General features: G+C 36.4%; 25 protein-coding genes. 18 read left to right on the top strand and 7 right to left on the bottom strand.

Annotation, left to right across the window (positions count from 1 at the left end; all coding sequences use genetic code 11):
- The first annotated feature begins 21 nt into the window (after window positions 1–21).
- Window positions 22–219 (top strand): DUF6501 family protein, encoded by a 198-nt coding sequence (locus tag CBM15_RS07085; RefSeq protein WP_008407253.1) that lies wholly within the window; start codon window positions 22–24, stop codon window positions 217–219.
- A gap of 48 nt (window positions 220–267) precedes the next feature.
- Here CBM15_RS07085 and CBM15_RS07080 read toward each other — a convergent pair whose 3' ends face one another.
- Window positions 268–1,380 (bottom strand): toxic anion resistance protein, encoded by a 1,113-nt coding sequence (locus tag CBM15_RS07080; RefSeq protein WP_087616649.1) that lies wholly within the window; start codon window positions 1,378–1,380, stop codon window positions 268–270.
- A gap of 3 nt (window positions 1,381–1,383) precedes the next feature.
- The gene (locus CBM15_RS07075; protein ID WP_008407250.1) at window positions 1,384–2,031 is read right to left on the bottom strand and encodes a 5-bromo-4-chloroindolyl phosphate hydrolysis family protein; all 648 of its coding nucleotides are present in this window, start codon (window positions 2,029–2,031) and stop codon (window positions 1,384–1,386) included.
- Window positions 2,032–2,327: 296 nt separating this feature from the next.
- Between CBM15_RS07075 and CBM15_RS07070 the strand changes: the two genes are divergently transcribed.
- Both CBM15_RS07070 and CBM15_RS07065 read left to right on the top strand, forming a co-directional pair.
- Complete coding sequence (locus CBM15_RS07070) at window positions 2,328–2,618, top strand: DUF1033 family protein (RefSeq protein ID WP_008407249.1); 291 nt, start codon at window positions 2,328–2,330, stop codon at window positions 2,616–2,618.
- Between the two features lie 215 nt (window positions 2,619–2,833).
- Window positions 2,834–3,034, top strand: a complete 201-nt coding sequence (locus tag CBM15_RS07065) for a cold-shock protein (RefSeq protein ID WP_008407248.1) — start codon at window positions 2,834–2,836, stop codon at window positions 3,032–3,034.
- A gap of 149 nt (window positions 3,035–3,183) precedes the next feature.
- On the opposite strand, the gene CBM15_RS07060 is transcribed toward CBM15_RS07065, so the two are convergent.
- On the bottom strand, window positions 3,184–4,788 hold the full coding sequence (locus tag CBM15_RS07060) for an ABC-F family ATP-binding cassette domain-containing protein (RefSeq protein WP_087616647.1): 1,605 nt from the start codon (window positions 4,786–4,788) through the stop codon (window positions 3,184–3,186).
- A 307-nt stretch (window positions 4,789–5,095) separates the two neighbouring features.
- On the opposite strand from CBM15_RS07060, the gene CBM15_RS19250 reads away from it, so the two are divergent.
- From CBM15_RS19250 to CBM15_RS07050, 3 genes are all read left to right on the top strand, one after another.
- Window positions 5,096–5,239, top strand: coding sequence for a hypothetical protein (locus CBM15_RS19250; RefSeq protein ID WP_158100192.1), 144 nt, complete (start codon window positions 5,096–5,098; stop codon window positions 5,237–5,239).
- A gap of 894 nt (window positions 5,240–6,133) precedes the next feature.
- On the top strand, window positions 6,134–7,897 hold the full coding sequence (gene recQ, locus CBM15_RS07055; RefSeq protein WP_087616645.1) for a DNA helicase RecQ: 1,764 nt from the start codon (window positions 6,134–6,136) through the stop codon (window positions 7,895–7,897).
- A 282-nt stretch (window positions 7,898–8,179) separates the two neighbouring features.
- Window positions 8,180–9,427 (top strand): helix-turn-helix domain-containing protein, encoded by a 1,248-nt coding sequence (locus tag CBM15_RS07050; RefSeq protein ID WP_087616643.1) that lies wholly within the window; start codon window positions 8,180–8,182, stop codon window positions 9,425–9,427.
- A 74-nt stretch (window positions 9,428–9,501) separates the two neighbouring features.
- Here CBM15_RS07050 and msrA read toward each other — a convergent pair whose 3' ends face one another.
- Window positions 9,502–10,023 (bottom strand): peptide-methionine (S)-S-oxide reductase MsrA, encoded by a 522-nt coding sequence (msrA, locus tag CBM15_RS07045; RefSeq protein ID WP_087616640.1) that lies wholly within the window; start codon window positions 10,021–10,023, stop codon window positions 9,502–9,504.
- A 288-nt stretch (window positions 10,024–10,311) separates the two neighbouring features.
- Between msrA and CBM15_RS07040 the strand changes: the two genes are divergently transcribed.
- The 3 genes from CBM15_RS07040 to CBM15_RS07030 all read left to right on the top strand — a co-directional run bounded on the left by CBM15_RS07040 (window position 10,312) and on the right by CBM15_RS07030 (window position 13,053).
- On the top strand, window positions 10,312–11,250 hold the full coding sequence (locus tag CBM15_RS07040) for an LCP family protein (protein ID WP_087616638.1): 939 nt from the start codon (window positions 10,312–10,314) through the stop codon (window positions 11,248–11,250).
- 93 nt (window positions 11,251–11,343) lie between these two features.
- Complete coding sequence (locus CBM15_RS07035; RefSeq protein WP_193433767.1) at window positions 11,344–12,555, top strand: AI-2E family transporter; 1,212 nt, start codon at window positions 11,344–11,346, stop codon at window positions 12,553–12,555.
- A gap of 105 nt (window positions 12,556–12,660) precedes the next feature.
- On the top strand, window positions 12,661–13,053 hold the full coding sequence (locus CBM15_RS07030) for a cysteine synthase (protein WP_087616634.1): 393 nt from the start codon (window positions 12,661–12,663) through the stop codon (window positions 13,051–13,053).
- Window positions 13,054–13,098: 45 nt separating this feature from the next.
- Here the strand turns inward: CBM15_RS07030 and CBM15_RS07025 are convergent, their stop codons facing one another.
- Window positions 13,099–14,238: an aminotransferase class I/II-fold pyridoxal phosphate-dependent enzyme gene (locus tag CBM15_RS07025; protein WP_193433770.1), complete on the bottom strand. Its 1,140-nt coding sequence runs from the start codon at window positions 14,236–14,238 to the stop codon at window positions 13,099–13,101.
- A 204-nt stretch (window positions 14,239–14,442) separates the two neighbouring features.
- Between CBM15_RS07025 and CBM15_RS07020 the strand changes: the two genes are divergently transcribed.
- From CBM15_RS07020 to CBM15_RS06990, 7 genes are all read left to right on the top strand, one after another.
- A complete protein-coding gene (locus tag CBM15_RS07020) occupies window positions 14,443–15,243 on the top strand; it encodes an ATP-binding protein (RefSeq protein WP_087616631.1) in 801 nt (266 codons plus the stop codon).
- A gap of 168 nt (window positions 15,244–15,411) precedes the next feature.
- A complete protein-coding gene (locus tag CBM15_RS07015) occupies window positions 15,412–16,776 on the top strand; it encodes an FAD-binding oxidoreductase (RefSeq protein ID WP_087616629.1) in 1,365 nt (454 codons plus the stop codon).
- A gap of 11 nt (window positions 16,777–16,787) precedes the next feature.
- On the top strand, window positions 16,788–17,768 hold the full coding sequence (locus CBM15_RS07010; RefSeq protein WP_087616627.1) for a TRAP transporter substrate-binding protein: 981 nt from the start codon (window positions 16,788–16,790) through the stop codon (window positions 17,766–17,768).
- A gap of 15 nt (window positions 17,769–17,783) precedes the next feature.
- Complete coding sequence (locus CBM15_RS07005; RefSeq protein WP_087616624.1) at window positions 17,784–18,251, top strand: TRAP transporter small permease; 468 nt, start codon at window positions 17,784–17,786, stop codon at window positions 18,249–18,251.
- Entirely contained in the window at window positions 18,251–19,519 is a 1,269-nt protein-coding gene (locus CBM15_RS07000) for a TRAP transporter large permease (RefSeq protein ID WP_087616622.1), read from the top strand. Before CBM15_RS07005 ends, CBM15_RS07000 begins: the two co-directional genes overlap by 1 nt.
- 16 nt (window positions 19,520–19,535) lie before the next feature.
- On the top strand, window positions 19,536–20,237 hold the full coding sequence (locus tag CBM15_RS06995) for a FadR/GntR family transcriptional regulator (protein ID WP_087616620.1): 702 nt from the start codon (window positions 19,536–19,538) through the stop codon (window positions 20,235–20,237).
- A gap of 317 nt (window positions 20,238–20,554) precedes the next feature.
- A complete protein-coding gene (locus CBM15_RS06990) occupies window positions 20,555–21,100 on the top strand; it encodes a GNAT family N-acetyltransferase (protein ID WP_087616618.1) in 546 nt (181 codons plus the stop codon).
- Window positions 21,101–21,857: 757 nt separating this feature from the next.
- Here the strand turns inward: CBM15_RS06990 and CBM15_RS06985 are convergent.
- Window positions 21,858–22,355: a hypothetical protein gene (locus tag CBM15_RS06985; RefSeq protein ID WP_087616616.1), complete on the bottom strand. Its 498-nt coding sequence runs from the start codon at window positions 22,353–22,355 to the stop codon at window positions 21,858–21,860.
- 354 nt (window positions 22,356–22,709) lie between these two features.
- Window positions 22,710–22,994 carry a hypothetical protein gene (locus CBM15_RS06980; RefSeq protein ID WP_087616614.1) on the bottom strand — a complete coding sequence of 95 codons (285 nt, stop codon included), beginning with the start codon at window positions 22,992–22,994 and terminating at the stop codon, window positions 22,710–22,712.
- 263 nt (window positions 22,995–23,257) lie between these two features.
- On the opposite strand from CBM15_RS06980, the gene CBM15_RS06975 reads away from it, so the two are divergent.
- A complete protein-coding gene (locus CBM15_RS06975) occupies window positions 23,258–23,851 on the top strand; it encodes a histidine phosphatase family protein (RefSeq protein ID WP_239534664.1) in 594 nt (197 codons plus the stop codon).
- A gap of 168 nt (window positions 23,852–24,019) precedes the next feature.
- On the top strand, window positions 24,020–24,535 hold a 516-nt coding region (locus CBM15_RS06970), incomplete at its 3' end, for a GNAT family N-acetyltransferase (RefSeq protein WP_087616610.1).

The raw sequence follows: 24,535 nt of genomic DNA, 5'->3' as shown, positions 1-24,535 counted from the left end.
AGTTAAAAGTGAGGGAACAACATGCTACATTTAAAATGGAAAGATGCACCGACAATTCGCACAGTAAAGTGTGTACATACAGACGCATCAAAATATTTAGTATCAAACGTATTAACAGTAGGTAAAGAATATGAAGTGAAAAACGAAACAGAAGAATTCATTTTTGTAATCGACAACACGGGTGAAGTTGGCGGATTTTACAAAGACTACTTCGCTTAAAAATAAAAAGGTGTGTGAAAAGTCATTATGGCTTTTCACACACCTTTTTTATTTCTGTTCTAATATTGTATGCTCAATTTCATGGCGCTTTTCGTCTGTCTCTACATGTACACGTAATGTATCTTCAATATCGTGCAGTAATTGCATCTGGGTCTGTTTAAACCTGTCAATGTCACTATGGGATAATGCAGGGCGATTCGCCGCTTTTTTGGACACTTCCAGCATTTTACCGTTTTTACGCATCAATTGTTCCGAAGCATCCATTAGCCGTTCCTGAGATCGTATTGCACGACGCTGATTGTTCATATTTAATAACATCGCAATTTGGGACTGCCATAGAGGGATAGTCGTCATAATCGAACTTTGAATTTTTTCGATTAACATTTGATTCGTTTGCTGAATCATTCGAATTTGCGGTGCATATTGGATTGCCACTTCCCGCGATAGTTCCAGATCATACATACGGCGGTCAATCCACTCGATTTGCATTTCAATGTCTTTCAATTCATGCTGTTTAAAAGGATTTTGACCTTCTACAATTTCTTTTTGCATTGAAGGTAGGACGATATCCCGCATATGCTGTTTTTTTATTTCCAATGTCGCGATATAAACATTAATTTCCTGGAAATAGTCTTCATTTATTGCATATAGTTTATTCAAAAACTGGTAATCGTTTAATAACGCATTTTGGTTATATTCCAATTGGATGCTCAAGCGGTCGATGCGTTTACTCAATTTGTTATAATGGGTCATAATCTCTTGAATAGACTGTGTCGGACGGCTGAAGAGTTTTGCAAAGAACCCTTTTTCCTGTTCGATTAATGCATCCGGGTCAATCATTTCTAAATGCTGCATTAAATCGGATAATACTTCACCGACTTTCCGGACATCTTTGCGCTGAATATACTGCAGCATTTGTGTTGTAAATTTTTTCAATGCTTCTTGTGCAGGTAAACCAAATGAAAGAACTGTTTCGTAATTTTTCGGCTCTAAATTTTGGGCTAATTGCAATACCCGTTGTTTCATATCATTGGATAATGATGCGAAAAGCGGTGAGGCTGCATTGTTTGCAACGTTCACCGCAAATTGTTCTTTACTTACTTGCAAGTCAACATTTTCACTTGCTGTAAAGGCATCAAATGGATTATTTGTCATATTCATTTGTTACTCACCGCCGATTTTTAATCGATCTTTACGCTTTTCATTCGACAATTTAGCAAAGTCGAGTTCAATTTTTAAGTTTTCGATATCCGAAGATAAAGCACTTTTTAAATCCGATTCCATTGTTATTTGGAGATCTTTCAGCGTTCTGCGTGTATCCTCCAACGCTAAATGTACATCCGTACCAGGTACTTGTTCCTTTGTCAGTAACGTATATTTATCAGACAGCTGTACGGCTGAAGGAAGATGTGCATAGAAGAAATCTTCCACTGCATAAAACTTTTGAGGGTTTGTTTGCACAATATTGATAATACGTTTTGCTAGTTTGGACATTTCATTTATTTGCTTAAAAGCACGTACCGAACGCACTCTGACATATTGCTGATTTAATGCCTGAATATGTGAACGGGCCTGTTTTAATTGTGCTTCGATTAAATTGTATTCCGATTTAGAAAGCCCAATTTTTTTACTTTGTGTTGTTTTCTGAATAGCGTATGTTATTTTATTACTGATGAAATATGCTGCTGCTCCAAGAGGTAATGCCAGCATCGTTGTTATGCCGGTAAAATTAACAAACGTTAGTGTGGCAGCTGTCGAAAAAACCAATACATTAATTAGATGGCGTGTTAGAAAATTTATAGGACCAAGCATTGTCATACCTCCTTTACTCGATACTATTGATACGTATGAAACGTAAAAAAGTTTCACTGTTTCTTACAATATCGCAGAAATATTAGCGGAATTATTATTTTAAGCCACATATATTACCTGAACTTATTATGGCGGCTTTTTATTAATCGTAACAAGTTTTGGCTCTATTAAAAAGTAAAAAGATTTGAAAAGCGGAACAAATATTATCATTTCCAATCTTCCCCTAATTATGATGAGCATTATTAGACAATGGGGGTAAATGTGTATAAAATATAGAGAAAGAAAGGATAATGTATATGTATAAAATTATTTATATGAAGGCAGATTATGAGCCTTGGTGGCAATTTGACGGTTGGGAAGAGTATATTGTATCAACGAAACAATTTGATACAGAGCAGCAATTCCAAATGGCATTGAATCATTTGCTTGCTCAGTTTCGTAACAAATATGAGTTTGAAGCACATAAAAATGAACGATTTTATGCATTTTGGTCAGAGGATGAATGTGAATTTTGTGAAGCCTGTGATGATGATGCCCAAATATATCATGGCATTATTGTACTAACGCCAGAAGCGATTACACGATAACTACATTAAATTGAAAATTTGCTTAATTTGCCAAATGGTAATTGACAGTCATTATTATGATCTATATACTATATTTAACAATTGAAAGATTGACCGAATACAATGGCTTCACATATTACAAACAGTAATCGAGTTAGTTGATCGGTACTCTTGTAATATGTGTTTTTTTATTTGGTTTTTTAATTGTTAACTTTTATTTTTGGAGGTATTAAGTGATGAAACAAGGTACAGTAAAATGGTTTAACTCAGAAAAAGGTTTTGGCTTCATTGAATTAGAAGGGGAAGACGATGTATTCGTGCACTTCTCTGCAATTCAAGGTGAAGGTTTCAAAACATTGGAAGAAGGACAAAAAGTTGAGTTCGAAGTTGTTGATGGCAACCGCGGACCACAAGCATCGAATGTAATCAAACTATAATAGTAAAAATTCCGAAGCTGCGTATAGAAGTACGCAGTTTTTTTGTTTTTACATAATTTTTCCAAATTATTTATAAAGATAAGATTACTGAATAAGTAGCTAAATAAAAAGAAGGATGGCAGATTAACTGCATCCTTCTTTCTCATTTATTAATTTAAACCTTGTGCATCTTTCCACTCTAGATACTCATCATAGGTTAATGGTTTATCTAAAATAGAACCGTCTTCACGGATTTCGATTACGCGGTTTGCAATTGTTTGAATGAATTGGTGGTCATGTGATGTAAAGATCATCGCACCTTTAAAGCGGATTAAACCTTCATTCAGTGCTTGAATTGATTCTAAGTCTAAGTGGTTTGTTGGTTCATCCAATAATAATACGTTCGAGTTTGAAAGCATCATTTTTGAAAGCATACAGCGAACTTTCTCTCCACCTGAAAGTACAGCAGGAGATTTCTTCACTTCTTCACCAGAGAATAGCATACGGCCTAAGAAACCACGTAAGAACGATTCAGTTTCATCTTCCGGAGAATAAGGGCGTAACCATTCAACTAATGACTTTTCGTTACCGCCAAAGTATTGGTCGTGATCCATTTCGAAGTAGCTTTGAGATGTTGTAACTCCCCATTTATACGTACCGGCATCTGCTTGTTTACGACCCATTAAAATATCCATAAATGCAGATTTTGCATTTGGTGAACCTAAAAGGATAATTTTATCTTCTTTGTTCATTGAGAAGCGGATGTCTTTGAATAATGTTTCGCCATCTTGTGAAGCTGTTAAGCCATCAACTGTTAATACGTCATTCCCGATTTCACGACCAGTTTGGAAGTTGATGAACGGGTACTTACGGCTTGAAGGACGGATGTCATCCAGCTCAATCTTATCAAGCATTTTTTTACGAGACGTTGCTTGAGAAGATTTCGATGCGTTTGCAGAGAAACGTGCAACGAATTCTTTTAATTCTTTAATTTTCTCTTCTTTTTTCTTGTTTTGGTCTGCCATCATTTTTTGCGCTAATTGACTTGACTCATACCAGAAATCGTAGTTACCAACATAAAGCTGAATTTTACCAAAGTCTAAGTCAGCGATATGTGTACATACTTTATTTAAGAAGTGACGGTCATGGGATACAACGATTACTGTGTTTTCAAAGTTAATTAAAAACTCTTCCAGCCATTTAATCGCTTTTAAGTCCAAGTGGTTCGTAGGCTCATCCAGTAGTAATACGTCCGGCTTACCGAATAAAGCTTGCGCTAGTAATACTTTTACTTTGTCAGAACCTTCTAAGTCAGCCATCATCATGTAGTGCAAGTCATCGCCGATACCTAAACCGTTTAAAAGTGTGGCAGCATCAGATTCAGCTTCCCAACCGTTCATGTCAGCGAATTCGCCTTCAAGTTCAGCAGCACGCATACCATCTTCGTCTGTCATTTCCGGTTTCATATAGATTGCATCTTTTTCAGCTTTTACTTCCCAAAGACGTTTGTTACCCATTACAACTGTATCTAATACGTTGAATTCATCGTATTCGAAGTGGTTTTGCTTTAATACTGAAAGACGCTCATCTTTACCCATTGATACGTGGCCTTCTTGTGCCTCGATATCACCAGATAAGATTTTTAAGAATGTCGATTTACCAGCACCGTTTGCTCCGATTAGACCATAACAGTTACCTGGAGTGAATTTAATATTTACATCGTCAAATAATTTACGGTCACCATAACGTAGACCTACACCTGATACTTGAATCATGCAAGTACCTCCTTGAATTGTTTCGTTGTATTTTCGATTGCTTAAAAAAGAGAATTCTCTTTTGCACACAATGTTTCTATTATAGCATGTCTTAGTGCTAAATTAAATAACAGCGTATCGGAAATAAATGAATCTCACTAAACGTGATTAATTAGTTGTCACACATTTTTAATGGGTTTTGCTTTCCAGATAGTAAAAGAGAAACGAGGCATAATTCCCAATTGGTTTAATCCTTCCAATAGATGAAGCAAAAACTAAGGCTGAAGCGAATGAATGGAGTTCAATGGTATTATCGGGTGATTTTATGATGCGTACGATCGTCCGCCTCATCATTGGTATTGTGTATGATATGACCGGTACTCATTACATTAAGAAATGGTTTACCGTCATATTATTCGCTTTTATGTCATTTTCGATCATCGGGATGCAAAAGCGAAAGAAAACAGTATAATGGAAAAGTGTCTGAATCCGTTCAGTCACTTTTTTTATTCAAGTAAGTAAATTTAGTTTACATAATACAATTATGGTAAGGGTTAAATACATACGGAAATTATTTACCCCGCTTCGGATGATGGGGTACAAGCGCTGCACAAAATATAGGAACACATTAAAGGTTATTAAGTAAAGGATGCGCGAAAAGAAGGGGTCTATTATTTTGTAAATGGGGAGGACGGACAAAAAAAGAGGTGCGGGCGTCTCACATTTGTACAAGAACAGCAGCATTTTAAAGTAATCGGTGAAAATTTTTTAAAAGGCGAGCAACGACTGGAAGTAAAGGTACCAAAAGTTCACCTTTCCAATAAGCAGGGAATAGAAACAGTACCTCCATTCCATTTATTTTTAATAGGTCAGCTCCCGGCTATTCAATGAACTGTAGGCAAAATTTATGGAATTTAAAACATGAAGACAAAGGTATTGCTGTTGAAAACGGAGCAATTTACATGCAGTTCTATAGGGTTCGAAGAAAATCATCTTGTTTTAGACGGCTGTACCAACTCGAAAAGTAAAAATTATATTATCGCCATATTTGGAAAATGAGAATTGCAATTCGGCAATTCTCATTTTCATTATACATATTATCCGACAGTATATATTAAATTTATAAAACAAAAAAAGTCACTAAGAAATAAAGGAAAGAAGAAAATCATGCAAATAATTTGTTTGCCTATTTAGAAAGGGTTTTATTCTAAATATATCGAAAACAATTGAAAAAGGGGACTGAAGATTTTATTATGTTCACCAACATTATCTAAAATACTATAAATATATTATGTTAACTTGAAGTCCTTTTACGAATTTTTATTTGCATGTATAATAGAGAAATTGAAGTTATTGAGGAGGGATTATGATTTCACTAGCATTACAACATTTAAAAACAAATTTTGGTTATGACTCTTTTCGTCCTGGTCAAACTCAAATTATCGATAATGTATTAAATAATAACGATACGCTTGTTATTATGCCTACAGGCGGCGGTAAATCCCTTTGCTATCAGATTCCAGCACTATGTATGGAAGGAACGACACTTGTTATTTCACCACTGATTTCTCTTATGAAAGACCAGGTAGATATGCTTGTATCCAGCGGAATTTCAGCGGCTTATATAAATAGTTCGCTCAGTTATGAAGAAGTGCAAAATGTTATGTATGGGGTGCAAAGCGGAAAAATCAAGTTGCTGTACATTGCACCGGAACGACTTGAAAATGAGCGCTTTTGCAATGAACTAGCACAAATAAATGTACCATTATTAGCCATTGATGAAGCCCATTGTATATCACAGTGGGGGCATGATTTTCGTCCAAGTTACCGTTCAATTCAGCAACTGCTACATTTATGGGATAAGAAACCAACCGTTATTGCATTGACTGCAACGGCTACTGAAGAGGTGAGTGCCGACATTCAACAGCTTCTTTCCATTGAAAAGGAAAATACTTTCATTACCGGCTTTGCACGTGAAAATTTATCGTTTTCTGTTTTACTTGGAGAAAACAAAGAAGCCTATATAAAAAAATATGTGAAGGCAAATGAAAATGAAGCGGGTATTATTTATGCGGCAACTCGAAAATCGGTGGAATCGGTCTATGAAATGCTGAATAAAGCAGGATTTTCAGCAGGAAAATACCATGGCGGGATGTTTGAGGAAGATCGTACATATGAACAAAATCGCTTTTTAAATGATGAAGTTCAAATAATGGTCGCAACAAATGCTTTTGGAATGGGAATCAACAAAACAAATGTGCGCTATGTGCTTCATTATAATATGCCTCGTAATATGGAGAGCTATTATCAGGAGGCCGGCCGTGCAGGACGTGATGGACTGGATAGTGAGTGTATATTACTTTACAGCTCTTCCGACGAACAAACGCAGCGTTTTTTAATCGATCAGGCACAAGATCGCTCTCGAATTCCTTTTGAACTGCAAAAGCTGCATGCCATGATTGATTACTGTCATACAGAGCGTTGTCTACAAAGTTATATTATCGAATATTTTGGAGACGAAGCAGGGCAAGATTGCGGCAGATGTGCAAATTGTACAGATAACCGTCCGCAACTGGATGTGACAACTGATGCCCAAAAAGTATTATCCTGTATCGTTAGAATGGGGCAAAAATTCGGGAAGCAGCTAACAGCTTCAGTATTAGCAGGGTCGCGCAGCAAAAAAGTACTTGAATTCAACTTCCAAAAGTTGCCGACATATGGCATTTTACGGGCAATGAATGCGAAAGAAATCGCCAATTTTATCGAATTTTTAATTTCAGAAAAACTGATTGTTGTAAATAATGGACAGTTCCCTACGTTATCCATTTCTGATTCGGGAAAAGAAGTATTACTTGGGCAAAAAAAGGTATTACGTAAGGAAGCACGGATTATTGAATCAACCGTCGAGCCTAATGATCCACTATTTGAAGTGCTTCGTAAAATACGGAAAGAAATCGCCGACCATGAGAAAGTGCCTCCATTTGTTGTTTTTTCAGATAAATCATTAAAAGATATGTGTGTACGAAAACCTAAAAACAGCACTCAATTTATAGAGGTTAGCGGTGTTGGGGAAAGCAAACTGGAAAAGTACGGGAAAACCTTTATTGAGGCGATTATTGCAAATTCATAATAGTTTGTTAAATAGTAACAGAGCTAATGTTATTTAAAATTAAACTTTTTCCAAAAATTTTAAAGATATAATGTTTATACCGAAAAATACTTTTAACGAATAAATTCAATTTACTCATTGAAATTGCTATCTCACTATACTAAAGGAATGTATTGCCAAGTGCAGTACATTCTTTTTTAACTATTTTGGCGTTTAAATCATTAAACTTTAAGTTAAGATATTGTAAAAATTCTGTATTCATAGTTTAATAAGAATATTCAGTTAAGAAGTGTAGGTGAAATATTGAATATACTAGGTGAACGCATCAAAAAGCTGAGAAAACAGAAGAAATTAACTCAAACAGAGGTAGTAGGGGAACGTTTAACGAAAGGTATGCTAAGTTTAATTGAGAATGGTAAAGCACAACCTTCAATGGAAAGCCTTCGTTTTATTGCCAATCAATTAAATGTCGATGTCGATTATCTGATAGATGACGGGACACTCACAATGCTCAGAAATTTGTATACCACAATCGAAGAAGATGTAGAGCGTAGAAAGCTCATTCGCGACCCTGAAGAACTCCAATCACTTACGATAAAAATAATCGAAAAAATCGAACCGTATTTATCGGAAATTCAAGGTACAAACTATGAACAAATTCGATTAAGAGAAGTTTATTTTTTAATGAACCGTACGATTAACAAAGCCAAATCACTTGATGAATATTGGAAGTTTATCGATCAATACGAAGAGATTCATGCATATAGTCGAATGCTTCGCTGTTATTTTTATTTATGCCAGGCTGCGATCGAACAGCGTAACTACAATGAAACATTAGCTATATTAAAGCAAGGAGAAAAACGGATTGAACCTTTTGAACTGATGATGGACCCGATGGTAATCCTTGATTTATACTATAATTTAACGATTTCCTATTCGGCAGTAGATAATACCAGAATGTCAGATCATTATTTACAAAAGGCATTAAATATGGCAAAAAAGAAGCAAATATTTTATCGCATGGACCGCTTTTATCATTTGTTGTTTATTCAATCCATTGCAAATGAGGATATTAATAAATGTAAAGAGTACATAGAAAAATTAATGCTTTTATCAGAGTTTGCTGACGATCCGGCGATATCTGTACGTTATTTATACAGCAAGCTGCATTATATGAACATTGTTGAAAAGAAATACACACAAATCGTTCCGGAAATTGACCATTATAAAACAAAACTGCAGGATTACTTATTTTTATTTAAAAATCCTATCTTCATCGGTGAAGAGATGTATGCGGAATTTAAATTACAAAACTACTCGAAAGCACTCCAAATCGGTACTGCTTTAACCATTCCTGACTACTTACACCATCCCATTGATCTAGCCAAATATTATCAATTCTTTGCTGTACGGGCATTAGCTTCTTACTATGAGAAAGATGAAGTTGCCGCGAAACGTGATATCATTTTTGCCAAAAATGGTGTAGAAGACTTTCCCGAGACAATTTACAAAAAATTTATTTATAAAGCTTTCAATGAGATTTTTATTTAATTCAATCAAAATTAACTTAAAAAGAACGTACCGTTCGAAATTTCGAGTGGTACGTTCCTTTTTATGCTGAAATTTTAACTTTCCTTCCAGTGAGTATCAATAAACTCATCGCGTCCTGATTTAGCCCGGTCTTCTTGATAATGTGCTTCTTCTTTTTTGTAATAGTCTTGATGGTAATCTTCCGCTGGCCAAAAAGTTTGTGCCTGTTGAATTTCAGTGACAATCGGTTTTTTGAAACGTCCACTTTCCGCCAAGTCTTTCTTTGACTTCTGTGCAGCCTTATATTGATCATCGCTATGCGTAAAAATAACTGTTTTGTACGACTCACCGCGATCTTGGAACTGACCGCCAGCATCTGTTGGATCAATTTGCATCCAATATATATCCAATAATTTTTCATAGCTGAAAAGCTCTGGATTAAATTCAATCTCGACAACTTCAACATGTCCAGAGTCTCCACGCTTTACATCTTCATATGTAGGATTTTCCACATGACCACCCATATAACCGCTTGTTACTTTTTCGATGCCTTCCCATTGATCAAAAGGTTTGACCATACACCAAAAACAACCACCTGCAAATGTAGCCTTTTCCATTCTGTATCACTCCTCATAAACCAGTAAAAACATATTCAACCTTAAACTTTAAATTTCTATAAAGCAGTTAAATATGCTGTATTCTACCATGGATAAGAATGACATTCAATTTATTAAACTTCCTGTAAGCGCATATAATATTCTATAGCAAAAAATTGAAAAAAAGATATGCTGACATTTCATTAATTAGGAAGAAAATGTGCATAAAATGGTATACTATAAGTAATTTGCAACTAAATTTAATGTAAATCGTCTAAACTTCACAGAAATAGAAAGGAAGTTGTAGGAATGGAAGAACAGACGCGTCAAACCCGCTATCGAAAGAAAAAAATGCGCAAAGGCCGGTTACTCTTCGTAGTGGTATTTCTTTTGCTTATTAGTGCAATTGGATATAGCTATATCCAATTTAATAAGGGGAAGGAATTGGCAAGCGGTAATAAAATTGAAGTAGAAGGCTTTGAACCAGATGACAATCATCCGACTATAGAAAATTATTTAATCTTAGGTGTAGATACCCGAGGTGAAGAAAAATCGCGTTCCGATACGATGATGGTTCTTTCATGGAACCATAAAACGAACGATATGAAGCTCGTATCGTTTATGCGTGATATTTATGCGGAAATTCCCGGTTATCAATCGTATAAACTGAATACGGCCTATTATTTAGGTGGGGTACCGTTACTTCAGGAAACGTTAAATAATATGTTCGATATACCGATCCACCATTATGCAATGATTGATTTTAAAAGCTTTGAAACATTGATTGATATTTTGGCTCCAAACGGTATCGAAATCGATGTTGAAAAAAAGATGGGTGGATTAATCTATGTAGAGATTGAAAAGGGCCTTCAAAACTTAAACGGTAAAGAACTGCTTGGCTATGCCCGTTTCCGTGGGGATGCTGAAGGTGATTTTGGCCGTGTAGCACGTCAGCAAAAAGTAATCGAAGCATTGAAAAATGAATTCTTATCACCAAAAAATGTTGCGAATCTGCCAAAATTTATCGGTGCTACCCAAGGTTATATTACGACTGATTTAACAAGTAAAGACCAGCTGAAAACAGCATTAAAAGCAGTTTCGAGCGGTGAAATCAATGTTGAAAAAATGACGATTCCAGCAGAAGGTACCTATAAAATTAACAACTACCGACATGCTGGGGAAGTACTGGAAATTGATGTGGCGAAAAATTCGCAAATTTTACATGATTTTTTAAATTTAAACGAGTAAGCATTACGTGTGCATCCGTTTTTCATGATAAAATAAATTATAAATTAAATATAGTTGAAATATTGAGGTGGTCTTTTGGAGAGAAAAAATGAAATGAATAAAGTGAATTCTTTACCCCAGGAAACGTCTAGATTTTTCTCTTCTAAATTTATTCGATTTTTAGGTGGTAAAAATTTATTATTCTTATTAGTGATCATCTTATTGGTTGGCTGTACGGTATTCGTTTACGATAAAATTTCCTTTATATTCGAGCCGTTACATGTATTATTTGAAGTCATCATATTGCCTGGTGTATTAGGGGTTATCTTGTTTTACTTATTACGCCCGCCATTGAAGCTTTTAGTAAGATGGAAAGTGCCGCGTGCCTTAGCGATTCTAATTTTGTATATTGTAGTTATTGCTTTGATCACATTGCTTGTCTTACTGGTTTTCCCGTTTTTACGTGATCAGTTTACAAACTTAGTACAGGAATTTCCTGTTGTTTTAATGGCACTTGCAAATGATTTATTAGCATTTTTAAACAACTCTCACTTCAGCGAGTATTTTGAAAAGATTAACTTTGACTACAATCAGATTTTAACGGACTTTACTGATAGTTTTATTACAACAGTAAAGGTAACTTTAGGTAGTTTAGCGACTGGAGTTGCGACTGGTATTACAGGATTCCTGTCAACAGTTACAGGTATCATTTTATCGCTCGTAATCGTGCCGTTTATTACATTTTATTTATTATATGAAGGGGATAAAATGCCGCGCTTCATCTTACTCCTATTTCCGCCGCTTATGCGTAAGCGAATTGGAGATGTATTGCATGATATGGACAAGCAGATTAGCTCTTACATACAAGGCCAGATTTTAGTATCGTTTTGTATTGGTGTCATGATGACAATCGGCTTTTTAATTATTGGAATGCCATATGCTTTACTACTTGGCTTCCTCGCAATGATCACAAGTGTTGTTCCCTATTTGGGACCAGCTATTGCCGCAACTCCTGCAGCAATTATTGCGATTGTAAATTCACCATGGCTGTTAGTAAAGTTAGCTATTGTATGGACAATTGTACAATTAATCGAAGGGAAGTTTATTTCCCCTCAAATTATGGGTAAATCATTAAGTATCCATCCTATTACGATTATTTTTGTATTATTAACAGCTGGTTCTTTATTTGGAGTTCCAGGTGTCGTGCTAGGTATTCCTGGTTATGCTTTAATCAAAGTTCTCATTTCACATACGTATCGACTCTTTAAACAACGTTACAATCGTTTCCAATCTGACGAGACGAACCTGTATGAAGAATTGAAATAAGAAAACAGGAAATTGTAAAGATGGGGTGTGTTAAAAGCGAAAACTTTTAACACGCTCCCTTTTTAAAATCTTTTATCAATTACATATTTAAATGGAGGAGTATACATGTTAAGCAAATGGCTAACATCACTTGAAGAAAATGGCGTGAAGGTTGAAACTGTCATCGAAAAGACAGAGCTTGTAGAAGGTGACATATTAAACGGTTCCGTTTATGTTACATCTCTTACAGAAGATGAAGAGGATAAAATTGATTACATTTCATTATTAGTCCTTTGTGAAGAGATGGATGGTGAATTTTCAATTGTCGGAAAGCACTCGTTTCAGTTAGTTGGGGGGATTCGATCAAAAGATGGGGAAATAATCCCATTTGAGATTATTCCAGACGAACGCTGGGTATGCGGTAAAGATGAGCAGCTGATTTTCCAAACGACCGTTGTATTTTTAGACGGTGTAGAAATCGAAGAAAAAGGTGTTATTACGTATAGCGCTATGGAATAATTAAAAAGGCGTTGCTGATTATTACATACAGCAACGCCTTTTTGTTTATAATTTTATTGTAGACAGTCGTTTAACCGCTTCCTGGAGTTGTTCGACAGGCTGTACTAATGCGAGTCGCATATAACCTTCACCGGCTGTGCCAAACACTGTACCCGGTACCATAACGACACCAGTTTGTTCGATCGCTTTATAGGCAAAGTCGATACATGTAATATCATAAGGATATTTTGCCCATACAAACATCCCGCCATCACTTGGTGCAACTTCCCAGCCGATCGATGTTAAGCCTTCCATAAGTGTTTTATGGCGTACAGAGAAAGTTTCTCTCAGTACACTTGTAACTTGTTCGGCATTGTCCAATGCTAAAGCCGCTACTTGCTGAATCGGTTCGAAAATACCAAAGTCCAAGTTCGATTTCAGTTGCTTCATAATCGCCACTAATTCGGCATTTCCAACTATGTAGGCAATACGAGTCCCAGCAAGACTGAAGCTTTTCGATAAAGAGTTAATTTCCAATCCGACTTCTTTCGCACCAGGTGTGGCAAGGAAGCTGATTGGGGCATCCCCCTTAAAGTAAAATTCAGAGTAAGCCGCATCGTGCAAAACAATAATATTATACTTTTTCGCAAAGGCCACCACTTCTTCAAAATACGCGATTGATGGCATGGCCGGTACTGGGTTACCCGGCAAGTTTAAAATTAGTAATTTTGCTTTTTGACGAATATCTTCTGGAATGGCTTTTAAATCAGGCAAATACTGATTTTCCTTTGTTAATGGCATATAATAAGGTGTTGCGCCTGCCAAGTGAATCCCCGCATCATAAGCAACATAGGCAGGATTTGTAGTAAGTACAATATCACCGGGATCACAGAATGCGACTGGAAGATGGACTAAACCTTCCTGAGAACCAATTGTTTGGACAACTTCTGTTTCCGGATCCAAATCTACATTGTTTACTCGTTTATAATAACGACATACCGCTTCATTAAATGTTTGAATACCCGTTAAAGTATAGCCGTAAGAAGACGAGAGCGCAGTAAGCTCGGACATTTTTTGTCGTAAATTCTCTGCAGGAGCGATATCAGGACTCCCAAGGCTTAAATCAATGAGTTCCGTTCCTTTTTGCTCTTGTAATTTAGCATGTTTTTTTAAGTCACCAAATATAGCCGGCACAAATAATGACATTTTTTTAGACGGTTGGATATTCAATTTTAACACTCCTTAAAACTTTCAATTGTAAGCACCATTTTATCATACACATCACGTATAATGGGGAGGAAATCAGAAAAGAGAATTAATTCACTACATAAAGCACGAAACCGTAGTGGAATAGCAATATAGGTACAGGAAATATTATTAACAGCATAATAATTGATTAAGAGGTGCAGCATGAAAATCTATTCTTTAAGCGGGCCAAGCGGGACAGGTAAAAGTACGAGCGCTTTGCAATTTGCATATGACAATGAAATCGAGGCCATTATTGATGACGGCATACTTATTATTAACGGTGAAAAAGTCGCGGGAACGTCGGCAAAATTTGAGAAAAATACATTAAAAGCAGTACGCCGGGCCATTTTGGATGATGATATACATAAAGCTGAAATCGTACAGGCAATTATGTCCCATGAAGTGAAGTCCATTTTACTGATCGGTACTTCCGACAAAATGACAAAAAGAATTGCAAGCCGGTTACAACTTGGTGAAATCGATGAATTCCATTATGTTCATAATATCCGTACAGAAAAGGAAATTCGCATTGCCAAATATGTGCGGGAAATTCAGGGCAAACATGTGATGCCTGTTCCATACCGCCAAGTAGAACAGAACTTTTTTAAACGCCTGATTCAGCGGGGAAAGGAAATCTTCTCCTCTTCACAAGTAAAGCTCGGAGAAACGACGATCGTACAACCTGATTTTCATCAAAACAGTGTCTATATTTCCCGTACTGTATTTACAGATGTATTGGATCATGTACTTGTAAAGCAGGAAAGACTGGCAAAATTCGAAATAGCGCAGATTCATACAGATGGCGTACCCCAAATGACAATCGGTGTTTATTTAAAATCGCCTGTTTCCTATGATGTGCCTAGCTATATCTATGAACTTCAAAAGGAAATTGCTGAAGAATTTTCATTGCATTTCGGTATTGAGCCCGAAACGATTCACGTACAAATTAAAGGTATGAAATAAGAAGGGAAAACAGGAGCTGACATTTAAACGTCAGCTCTTTTTTTATGGAAAATACAGTATAAAAAATAAATAGTTTGTATTTTTAGAAAAATAAATATATTCTAATTATTAAGAGTTGGTTGGACCAAAGCTCCAAAGGTCCGACAACAAAAGTGAGGAGGAATTGGTTTGAATTACATTGAACAATTGCAGCAACTTTTATCACATGAGCAGGTCACAACGAATGAAGTATTACGTACCCAACACGGGAAGGATGAATCTTATCATGAACCGCATTTACCGGATGTTGTAGTATTTCCGAAGACAGCAGAGGAAGTCAGCAAAATTGTAGCACTGGCAAATGATCAGCGAATTCCGGTAGTACCATTTGGTCTTGGTACGAGTTTAGAAGGTCATGTAATTCCTTATAAGGGAGGAATCTCTCTTGATTTATCGATGATGAATGCTGTATTAGAAGTACGTCCCGATGATTTTCTAGTAAAGGTCCAACCAGGGGTAACCCGCAGCCAGCTCAATAAAGAATTAAAAAAATACGGCTTATTCTTTTCTGTCGATCCAGGTGCAGATGCGACATTAGGAGGAATGGCAGCGACAAATGCGAGCGGCACAACTTCTGTCCGATACGGCATTATGCGAGACCAAGTCCGTGATTTAGAGGTGGTGTTGGCAAATGGTGATGTGATCCATACCGGCGGATTGGCCGCAAAATCATCATCAGGCTATCACTTGAATGGTTTAATGGTAGGTTCAGAGGGGACACTTGGGGTCATCACGGAATTAACATTACGTGTTTACGGGATACCGGAAAAAATTATTGCGGGCCGCGCTACATTTGAAACGATCCAGCAGGCAGTGGATGCTGTTGTTTCATTAAAACAAGCGGGAATTCCAATGGCACGAATTGAACTTGTCGACAAACGCAGTATCGAACAAGTAAACTTTGCTTCCGGTACAAATTTCCCCGAAACACCGACATTATTTTTGGAGTTTCATGGAAATGAAGCAGGATTGAAGTCAGATGTCATTTTTGCGACTGAATTATTGAATGACAATGGCTGTATCGAGCTGGCATTTGAACAGGATGAACGTGCGCGTAATCAATTATGGGAGCTTCGCCACAACTTGGCCTATACATATATTCATTCCGCACCGGGAAAAAAACTGATGTCCACAGATGTCGTTGTTCCGATCAATTCCTTGCCTGATGCCATTCAAAATTCCCGTGAAAAAATTGAAAGTTTGCAAATCGACGCGGGGATTGTCGGCCATGTTGGAGACGGCAATTACCATATTTTGCTGATGGTTGATATGGAAAGCCAGAAAGAGATTGCAAGAGCAAAAGAATTAAATGAACATGTTGTTGAATACGCACTGTCGCTTGGAGGAACTTGCACCGGAGAACATGGTGTAGGGGTCGGCAAGGCCAAGTATCAGCAACAGGAACACGGAGCTGCCTACATTTGGATGAAAGAAATCAAACGGGTACTCGATCCGAACAACATTATGAATCCTGGCAAAATTTTTATTGATTAGGGGATTAAAAGATGAAAAAAATACTATACATCGCAGGATTGATCCTTGGGAGCATGCTGTTAACTGCATGCTCCACTTCCGATGAAAAAGAGCAGTATGTTTTATATGCGGGACATTCACTTGCTGCTGATCATCCATTTGAATTGGCGATGCAAGAGTTAAAAGAACGAGTGGAAGAACGTACAGACGGGCGGGTAATTATCGAGACTTTTCCATTAAGTCAGCTCGGTGCTGAGCGTGAATTAATCGAAGGGGCCATGCTCGGTTCAGTTGACCTTGTCGTTTCAACATCAGGACCTATCATGAACTTTGTCAAAGATTTTGCGGTACTCGATTTACCGTTTTTATTTAATGACCGTGATGCGGCCGTCAATATTTTAGAGGGAGATATTGGCGAAGATCTATTTGCTCAACTGCGTGAAATCGGAATCATAGGCCTGTCTTGGGGAGAAAATGGTTTCCGTCATGTCACGAATAGCATAAAACCTGTTGCGACACCTGAAGATCTGGAAGGATTATCATTACGCGTACAGGAAAATAAAGTTTTCATCTCCGCATTTAATGAACTAGGTGTAACCCCTTCTCCGATGGCTTGGACAGAAGCATTGACAGCACTCCAATCCGGAGTAGTGGATGGACAGGAAAATCCTATTCTAGTAATTGACAGCTATAAACTGTACGATGCCAATCAGAAGTATATGACGTTAACAAGTCATGCCTATTCGTCAGCGGTATTCATGATGAGTGAACATGCCTATAATCGCCTGCCGGAGGATCTGCGTGATATCGTCATGGAAGAAGGCGAAAAAATCGGTGCCTATGAACGTCAACTCGTTGTCGATATGGAGGAAAAGGCACTTCAGCGACTTAAGGAAAACGGAATGGAAGTTGTTGAAGAAGTTGATACAGGGGCATTCCGAGACAAGATTATGAAAGTTTATGATAGTTCGGAAAATCAGCAATTATTGCAGCGTATTTTAAGTGAGCAGTAGGATGGGAGAAAAAATATGGTGAAATTAGTAGAAGGGATTAATAAAGTTGTACATATTGCATTGATTGCCTTAATGGTCGTACTTGTAGTATCTGTATTTTGTCAAATTACTTTGCGCTTTTTCAACTATTCCATTGCATGGACCGAGGAATTGTCCAGGTACTCGATGATCTGGATGACCTTTTTAGGTGCTGCGTATGCATTGGCGAAACGAGCACATATCGGGATGGAACTTTTCGTTGATCGCACAGAAGGTTTGTTGAAACAGGTTTTAATTGTGATAGCGGCAGCAGTATGTTTAGTGTTTTTCGTGCTCATGGTCGTAAAAGGGTATGAACTGTCGATGAGGGTAATGGATCAGCCATCAGCTGTAATGCAGGTTCCAATGGGGATTGTCTATTCTGTTATTCCGATCAGCGGCATAATTCTCGTTGTGAATCTGTTTTATGTAACCGTCAAACAATTGAAAGGAGAATTATCGTAATGGCAGATATGATTCTTTTCATTGTTTTACTCTTGTTGATTTTTATTAATGTTCCGATTGCGATTGCACTTGCAATGGCCGCAACACTGTTTTTTGTCACACAAAGTGAAATGCCTATTGTAGCGATTTTTCAGCGTATGTTTAATTCCATTGATTCTTTTCCATTACTGGCGGTACCATTTTTCCTGTTAGCAGGTAAGTTAATGGAATCAGGCGGAATTTCACGTCGTCTAATCCACTTGGCAGAAGTAATGCTCGGTCGGGTTCGCGGAGGATTGGCGCTCGTTTCCATTGTTGCCTGTGCCTTTTTTGCGGCATTATCCGGAAGTGCTGCTGCAACAACGGCAGCTGTCGGGGCGATTATGATACCTGCAATGGTCAAAAAAGGGTACGATAAAAATTTTTCCACAGCGATACAGGCTGCCGGGGGAACGATTGGTGTTATTATCCCTCCAAGTGTACCGCTCGTATTATTTGGTGTAACTGCAGGTGTTTCGATTAGTGACCTGTTTTTGGCCGGTATCATTCCGGGTATCTTAGTTACGGCTGCGCTAATGATTCTAGTTTATGTTATTTCGATTATACAAGGATATGGTGGTGGTGAAAAACATAATTTCAAAGAATTTTTCATTGCATTTAAAGATTCAATTTTGGCACTTTTGATGCCAGTAATTATATTAGGCGGCATTTACAGCGGTATTTTTACGGCAACGGAAGCAGCCCTTGTTGCGGTTGTTTACGGATTGATTGTCGGAGTATTTATATACCGTGAAATTACATTGAAAGATTTATATCATATATTTTCATCGGCAACGATTATGAGTGCAACGATTCTTTTCATTATTGCCGGCGCCTCTATTTTTGCCTACTATTTGACACGCGAGCGTATACCTATGCAAATTACTGAATCATTACTTGGTATTACAGATAACTGGATTTTTGCATTGCTCATCATCAACGTCATTTTGCTAATTGTCGGTACCTTTATGGAAACAGCGGCGGCGATCTTAATATTGACGCCTATTTTAGCACCGGTTGCTGCGGCACTTGGACTGGACTTAGTTCACTTCGGTATTATTATGATTGTGAATTTGGCAATTGGTTACATTACGCCGCCAGTCGGGTTAAATTTATTTGTGGCAAATAAAATTGCCGGAACGAAATTTGAAGGAATCATGCGGGCCATCGTTCCATTTATTATTGTGATGGTTGTATGTGTATTCATTATTTCGTTTGTTCCAGCCTTAAGTTTATTTTTAGTAAAATAGTAAAGGTGTGAAGAACGTGACTTCGGCAAACAAACAAAAAGTGTATGAGATTATAATTCAAAAGATCCAGACTGAAATCTCTACCGGAATATTAAAAGCGGGGGAGAAACTGCCGCCGGAACGCGAGCTTGCAGTAAAATACGGTGTAAGTCGGACATCGATACGCGAAGCACTCCGACTACTGGAACTAAGTGATTTTGTCGAAATTCGCCATGGTGATGGAACTTTCATAAAAACCAATGAGCAACAGATTATTCAACAGCAATTGACAAGCGTCGCGCTAAAAACAGACCAAACGACTTTGTATGAGATGCTCGAATTACGTCTAATCCTGGAATCTCAATGTGCTGCACTTGCTGCATTACGTGCAACAGGACAAGATATCGAAAAAATTGCGCGCACATTGGAAGCGATGAAAAATACCGATGATGAAGAAATCGGAATACAAGCTGATTTGGATTTCCATATGGCAATTGCGGCAGCAGCGAATAACAGTGTGCTTGCTCAATTAATTTCATCCTTTGCATCGCATATGCGAAGTACAATCGAAGTAACAAGAAAGCATCGATTATCTTCAAAAAAAAATTATGCCCGGACTTTAGAAGAACACCGCGCGATATTTATAGCGATTAGCCGGGGAGAAAGCGACCGAGCAAAAGGATTGATGGAAGACCATATTCGTACAATCAGACAAGAACTATCCGAATTAACGATATAAAAACTGTGTGGATTTGATTAAAGTTAATTTGTTTTATAAAAAAGTCGTACCGTTTTGAAAAAAGTTTAAACGTGTATAAAAAAGATGAACCGGAATTTCCTCTCTCTGTCTATAAAGAAGGATTTCGGTTTTCCTTGTGGATTAAACCTGATAAGGGATAATAAAGTTATTCCATTAAGGGCCAGATTGTGGAATAACTCTCAATAAGAAACATTTGGTTATTTATGTTAATTTTGTGAAGCAATGTACTTGAACTAACGGGGCAGGTTAGTGCAACAGATGCAGCGAATTTATATTTTCGGAAGTAGGGAAGAAAAATGATTGAATTAAGAAAAATTACCCACGATAATTTTGAGGCAGTGTTGAAGTTAAGCATAACAGACGAGCAGAAAGGAAATGTCGATTCCAGTATATATTGTTTGGCTAAAGCCTATGTAAAGATACTCAACGACGAAAAACCTCCTATGATTTTCGCTATATGCAACAATGATGAAGTCATAGGATATGTCGATATTGGATTTTTCGAACTGGCGGAAAGTGCATTTTTATGTGAAAAATATGGAGATAAATCTACTTATGGACTTAATCGCTTTATGATTGATAAAAAGCATCAAGGCAAAGGATTTGGCAAACAAGCAATGATAAAAGTTATTGATTACATAAAGTCGTTTCCACAAGGAAAAGCCGATGCAGTTGCTACATCATATTGGATGGTAAACGAAGTCGCTCGGAAGTTGTTTGCGTCTGTCGGTTTCGTTGAAACAGGAGCGATATGGGACGGACAAACAGGGGATAATTGGAATGCAGAAAGAAAAGATATAGAGTATGCAGAAGTAGGTGCCAGACTCGGATTATCAAGCTAACCAGTCTGGGATTAAAGGTAGATAATTTACTTACAGAGGGCTTAAAACAAAAACAAATAGCCAATGAGTTAAACCTTACAGCAGCTAGGGTTTCACAAATTGTGAAGGGGATTCGCGAAAAAAAAGTTAAATGGTGTGTGCCCTTAAATCAATATATTATATTAAATCTTAATAATGTTCTTAAATGCCACTATTGGTGACTTTATGAGCAAAGGTGGGATAAAGATTGAGTAATAAAAAAAATCTAAACTTGAGAAATGGCGCAAAAATTATGCGGCCTTAACTGTTGCAATAGCCTGTTTATATAGTGTTGTTGTAAGTTGGGGAGATAATTGGTTTATGTCTGCATTGCTATCTTGTGGAACAATTGGCTTTTTTAATTTAAAGCGTTTTTTAAAAAAGGATATTTAAATTAAAATTTGCTTAAATTATCCCGTACTTTATTGCAATAAAGATCTATAAAGCATACAACATCATACAAAATAACGTTCCCAAATCAAAGTAAGAATTGCTATACAGTTTTTATGCAATTTAAAGATTATGCCCAGCAAGTATAAAAGCTGCTTTAGTAAGCTTCATTGACTTGCATAAAATCCCGTTTAAACAATGTTTCAATAAAAAATCGGTAAACACTGCTACAACAACGTTTACCGATTTTCTTTTGACACCATACTTTGATTTAGGAACTTTATTAAGATTTAGTTTATATATATAATCTTTACAATTTAAAGATTGCTGAGAACAAAATAAATAATTTTTAACGAGTCTCCGTTGTTAATAGTTCAAGTGTTTTCCATACAACAATTTTTTCAACTTCTTCTCCGTTACTATCAAATTTAATTTTTAATCTGCGTGCATTATCTACTTTTACATCACCAAGCAAAAATTTTATAACAATTTTTCCTTCACCATTAATTTCTAAACCGTTTATGTTTTTTAATTCTCTTCCATACGATTCATCATATAAACCAGTTTTCATAGATGGTTCTGCTCCGAAAATCTCATACTTTATACCATCTTCTTCGTATGTAGTAAGCGAGTCGGGATAATCTTTAACGAATTCAATCGATTTTAGTGTTATCGGGGATTCACCTGTCCATTGAATTGGTGCTACCAAATAAAAAGTTTCTTTTTTCCAATCAGTACCGAATTGCCCTAATAAAAATTCACCGTCCACCTCCTTAACCTGTTTGATACACCCAACTAGTGAAGCTAAACAAAATAAAGAAATTAAACCTAATAATATTTTTTTCATAAAACACCTCTTCAAAATTTTACCATGAAACTATTGGTTATTAGGTAATATTCGTTGGAAAAGTTTTGTATCTTTTCAATCTGATTCTATTTATATGTTACTCCATTCAAATCGAGTGAATTGAGAAGTTCTTTTTAAAATGATATCTCAGAGCGTTATTTTCTAATAAAAACAGCGACAAACACTGATTTAACAGTGCTTGTCGCTGTTTGAAATGTTAACAAACTTTCATTTGCGAACGTTTTTTTAATGAGCTTGTATAGCCTAACTTAAATGTGCCAAATAAAGCGATAAGTTGCTGCTATCTGTATCTCTCAAAATCATTGTATTAATTCAAGGTGATTTATTGGTAATTTATTTTTTGTTTTTTAAATCGAAAAGTACAGGTGCTATATTTAATAAAATAGAAACAATTGTTAAAAACCAAAATGCCCTAGACATACCTGGTACTACATCAGATAAAGCTGCCCAATCCTCCACTTTTATCCATGTATTCAGATAACTGTAATCAGCACAAACTGTTAATGCTGTAAATGATAACCCCATTGCCATCGCAAGTTTGTAATCTTTGCCTGTTGCATACATATAAAGGTTAATAAAAGTTGCTATTATTGCGATAAGACCTAATATGACCCACATAATGATGCCCCCATTAAACTTTCAATTTTCAATATAGACATAAAATGGAATAATAAAGTTCCCTAAGCGATGTTTGGAATTTTCTTGTACTTAACTTTGTGAACGCATAGATTTAATACTCCTAATTATTCCACAAGCGATTCTTCAATAAGAAGATCGCGTTTTTCCGTTATAGGGCCATATTGTTGAATAACTTCTTAAAAGGTATCTGGATATTTATGTTAAAATTTTATGTGGGATTGTGAAACAAGGTACTTAAGCTCATGGGGCAGGTTAATACAACAACAGGAGCTGATAAATTGACTAATTTATATTTTGTTAGGCACGCACATTCTATATATACACCAAATGAATTAAATAGACCTTTATCGGAAAGAGGTTTTGATGGTGCAACAATTGTTACAAAATTATTAAAAACAGAGGAAATTGGTATTGTTGTTTCAAGTCCGTATAAACGAGCTGTTCAAACTGTCAAAGGCATAGCAGAATACATAAATACAGAAGTTGAAATTTTAGATGGTTTTAAAGAACGTACCTTAACCACAGTCCCAGCCAACGATTTTAATCTTGCAATAACAAAAGTATGGGAGGACTACAGTTTTTCATGGGAAGGTGGAGAGTCTAACATCGTCGCTCAAAAAAGAGGTGTAGAAACCACTTTGAATATATTAGAGAAATACAAAGGTGAAAATGTTGTTATAGGAACACATGGAAATATAATGGTTTTAATCATGAATTTCTTTGATAGCCAGTATGATTTTTCTTTTTGGCAAAATCTCGATATGCCAGATATATATAAATTAACTTTTAATGGTAAAGTGCTAAGAAACGTAGAGAAAATATGGGAAAGAATATAATATAATATAATATAATTCTTCAACTAACGGGTGCGATTCTTGAAAAAGAATTGTGCCTTTCCAGTAATAGGATCATATTTTTGAATTAAAAAATATATATCTACTGTAGGAAAATGATAGGTGGACCTTGAATATTTAGAGTAACGAAATTTTAGCGGGGGTATGTATATGTTATCTGATTTAGAGTTGATGAGGTATCATGTGGATGTGTTATTTAACCACAATACTGATAATAGAATAACGGTGATAAATGAACCACCATTTGATGTTGCACCACTAATATTTATTGGTGCTACCAGAGATGGTAGTGTAGTAAGGTATTTAAATTCGTTAAATGCAGAAATTATAGAGAGAATAGAACATGTTATAAGGAAAAATCCCACTAATATAGCAGAAGTAATAAAGATTATAACCTTAGATCAGACATTAAATGATTTATCTTTTGGACCAACATATGCGTTTCCTGATCTTAAGGACAAGACTTCTACAAAAGCAATTAAAGTAACAACTGAAAACAAAGAACTTTTAAAACCCTATTTCCCATATACCTTTGAGGACTTTGCTTATAAGCAACCTTGTTTTATTATTGTTGAAGACAACAAAGTTGTTTCAATTTGTTGTAGTGCAAGACAGACCTCAAAAGCAGACGAAGCAAGTGTATATACTAATGAAGATTATCGTGGA

Source organism: Solibacillus kalamii (assembly GCF_002174535.1).
Lineage (GTDB): Bacteria > Bacillota > Bacilli > Bacillales_A > Planococcaceae > Solibacillus > Solibacillus silvestris.
The sequence above is the reverse complement of the archived record's forward strand: the minus strand, read 5'-3'. Positions and strand labels throughout refer to the sequence as shown.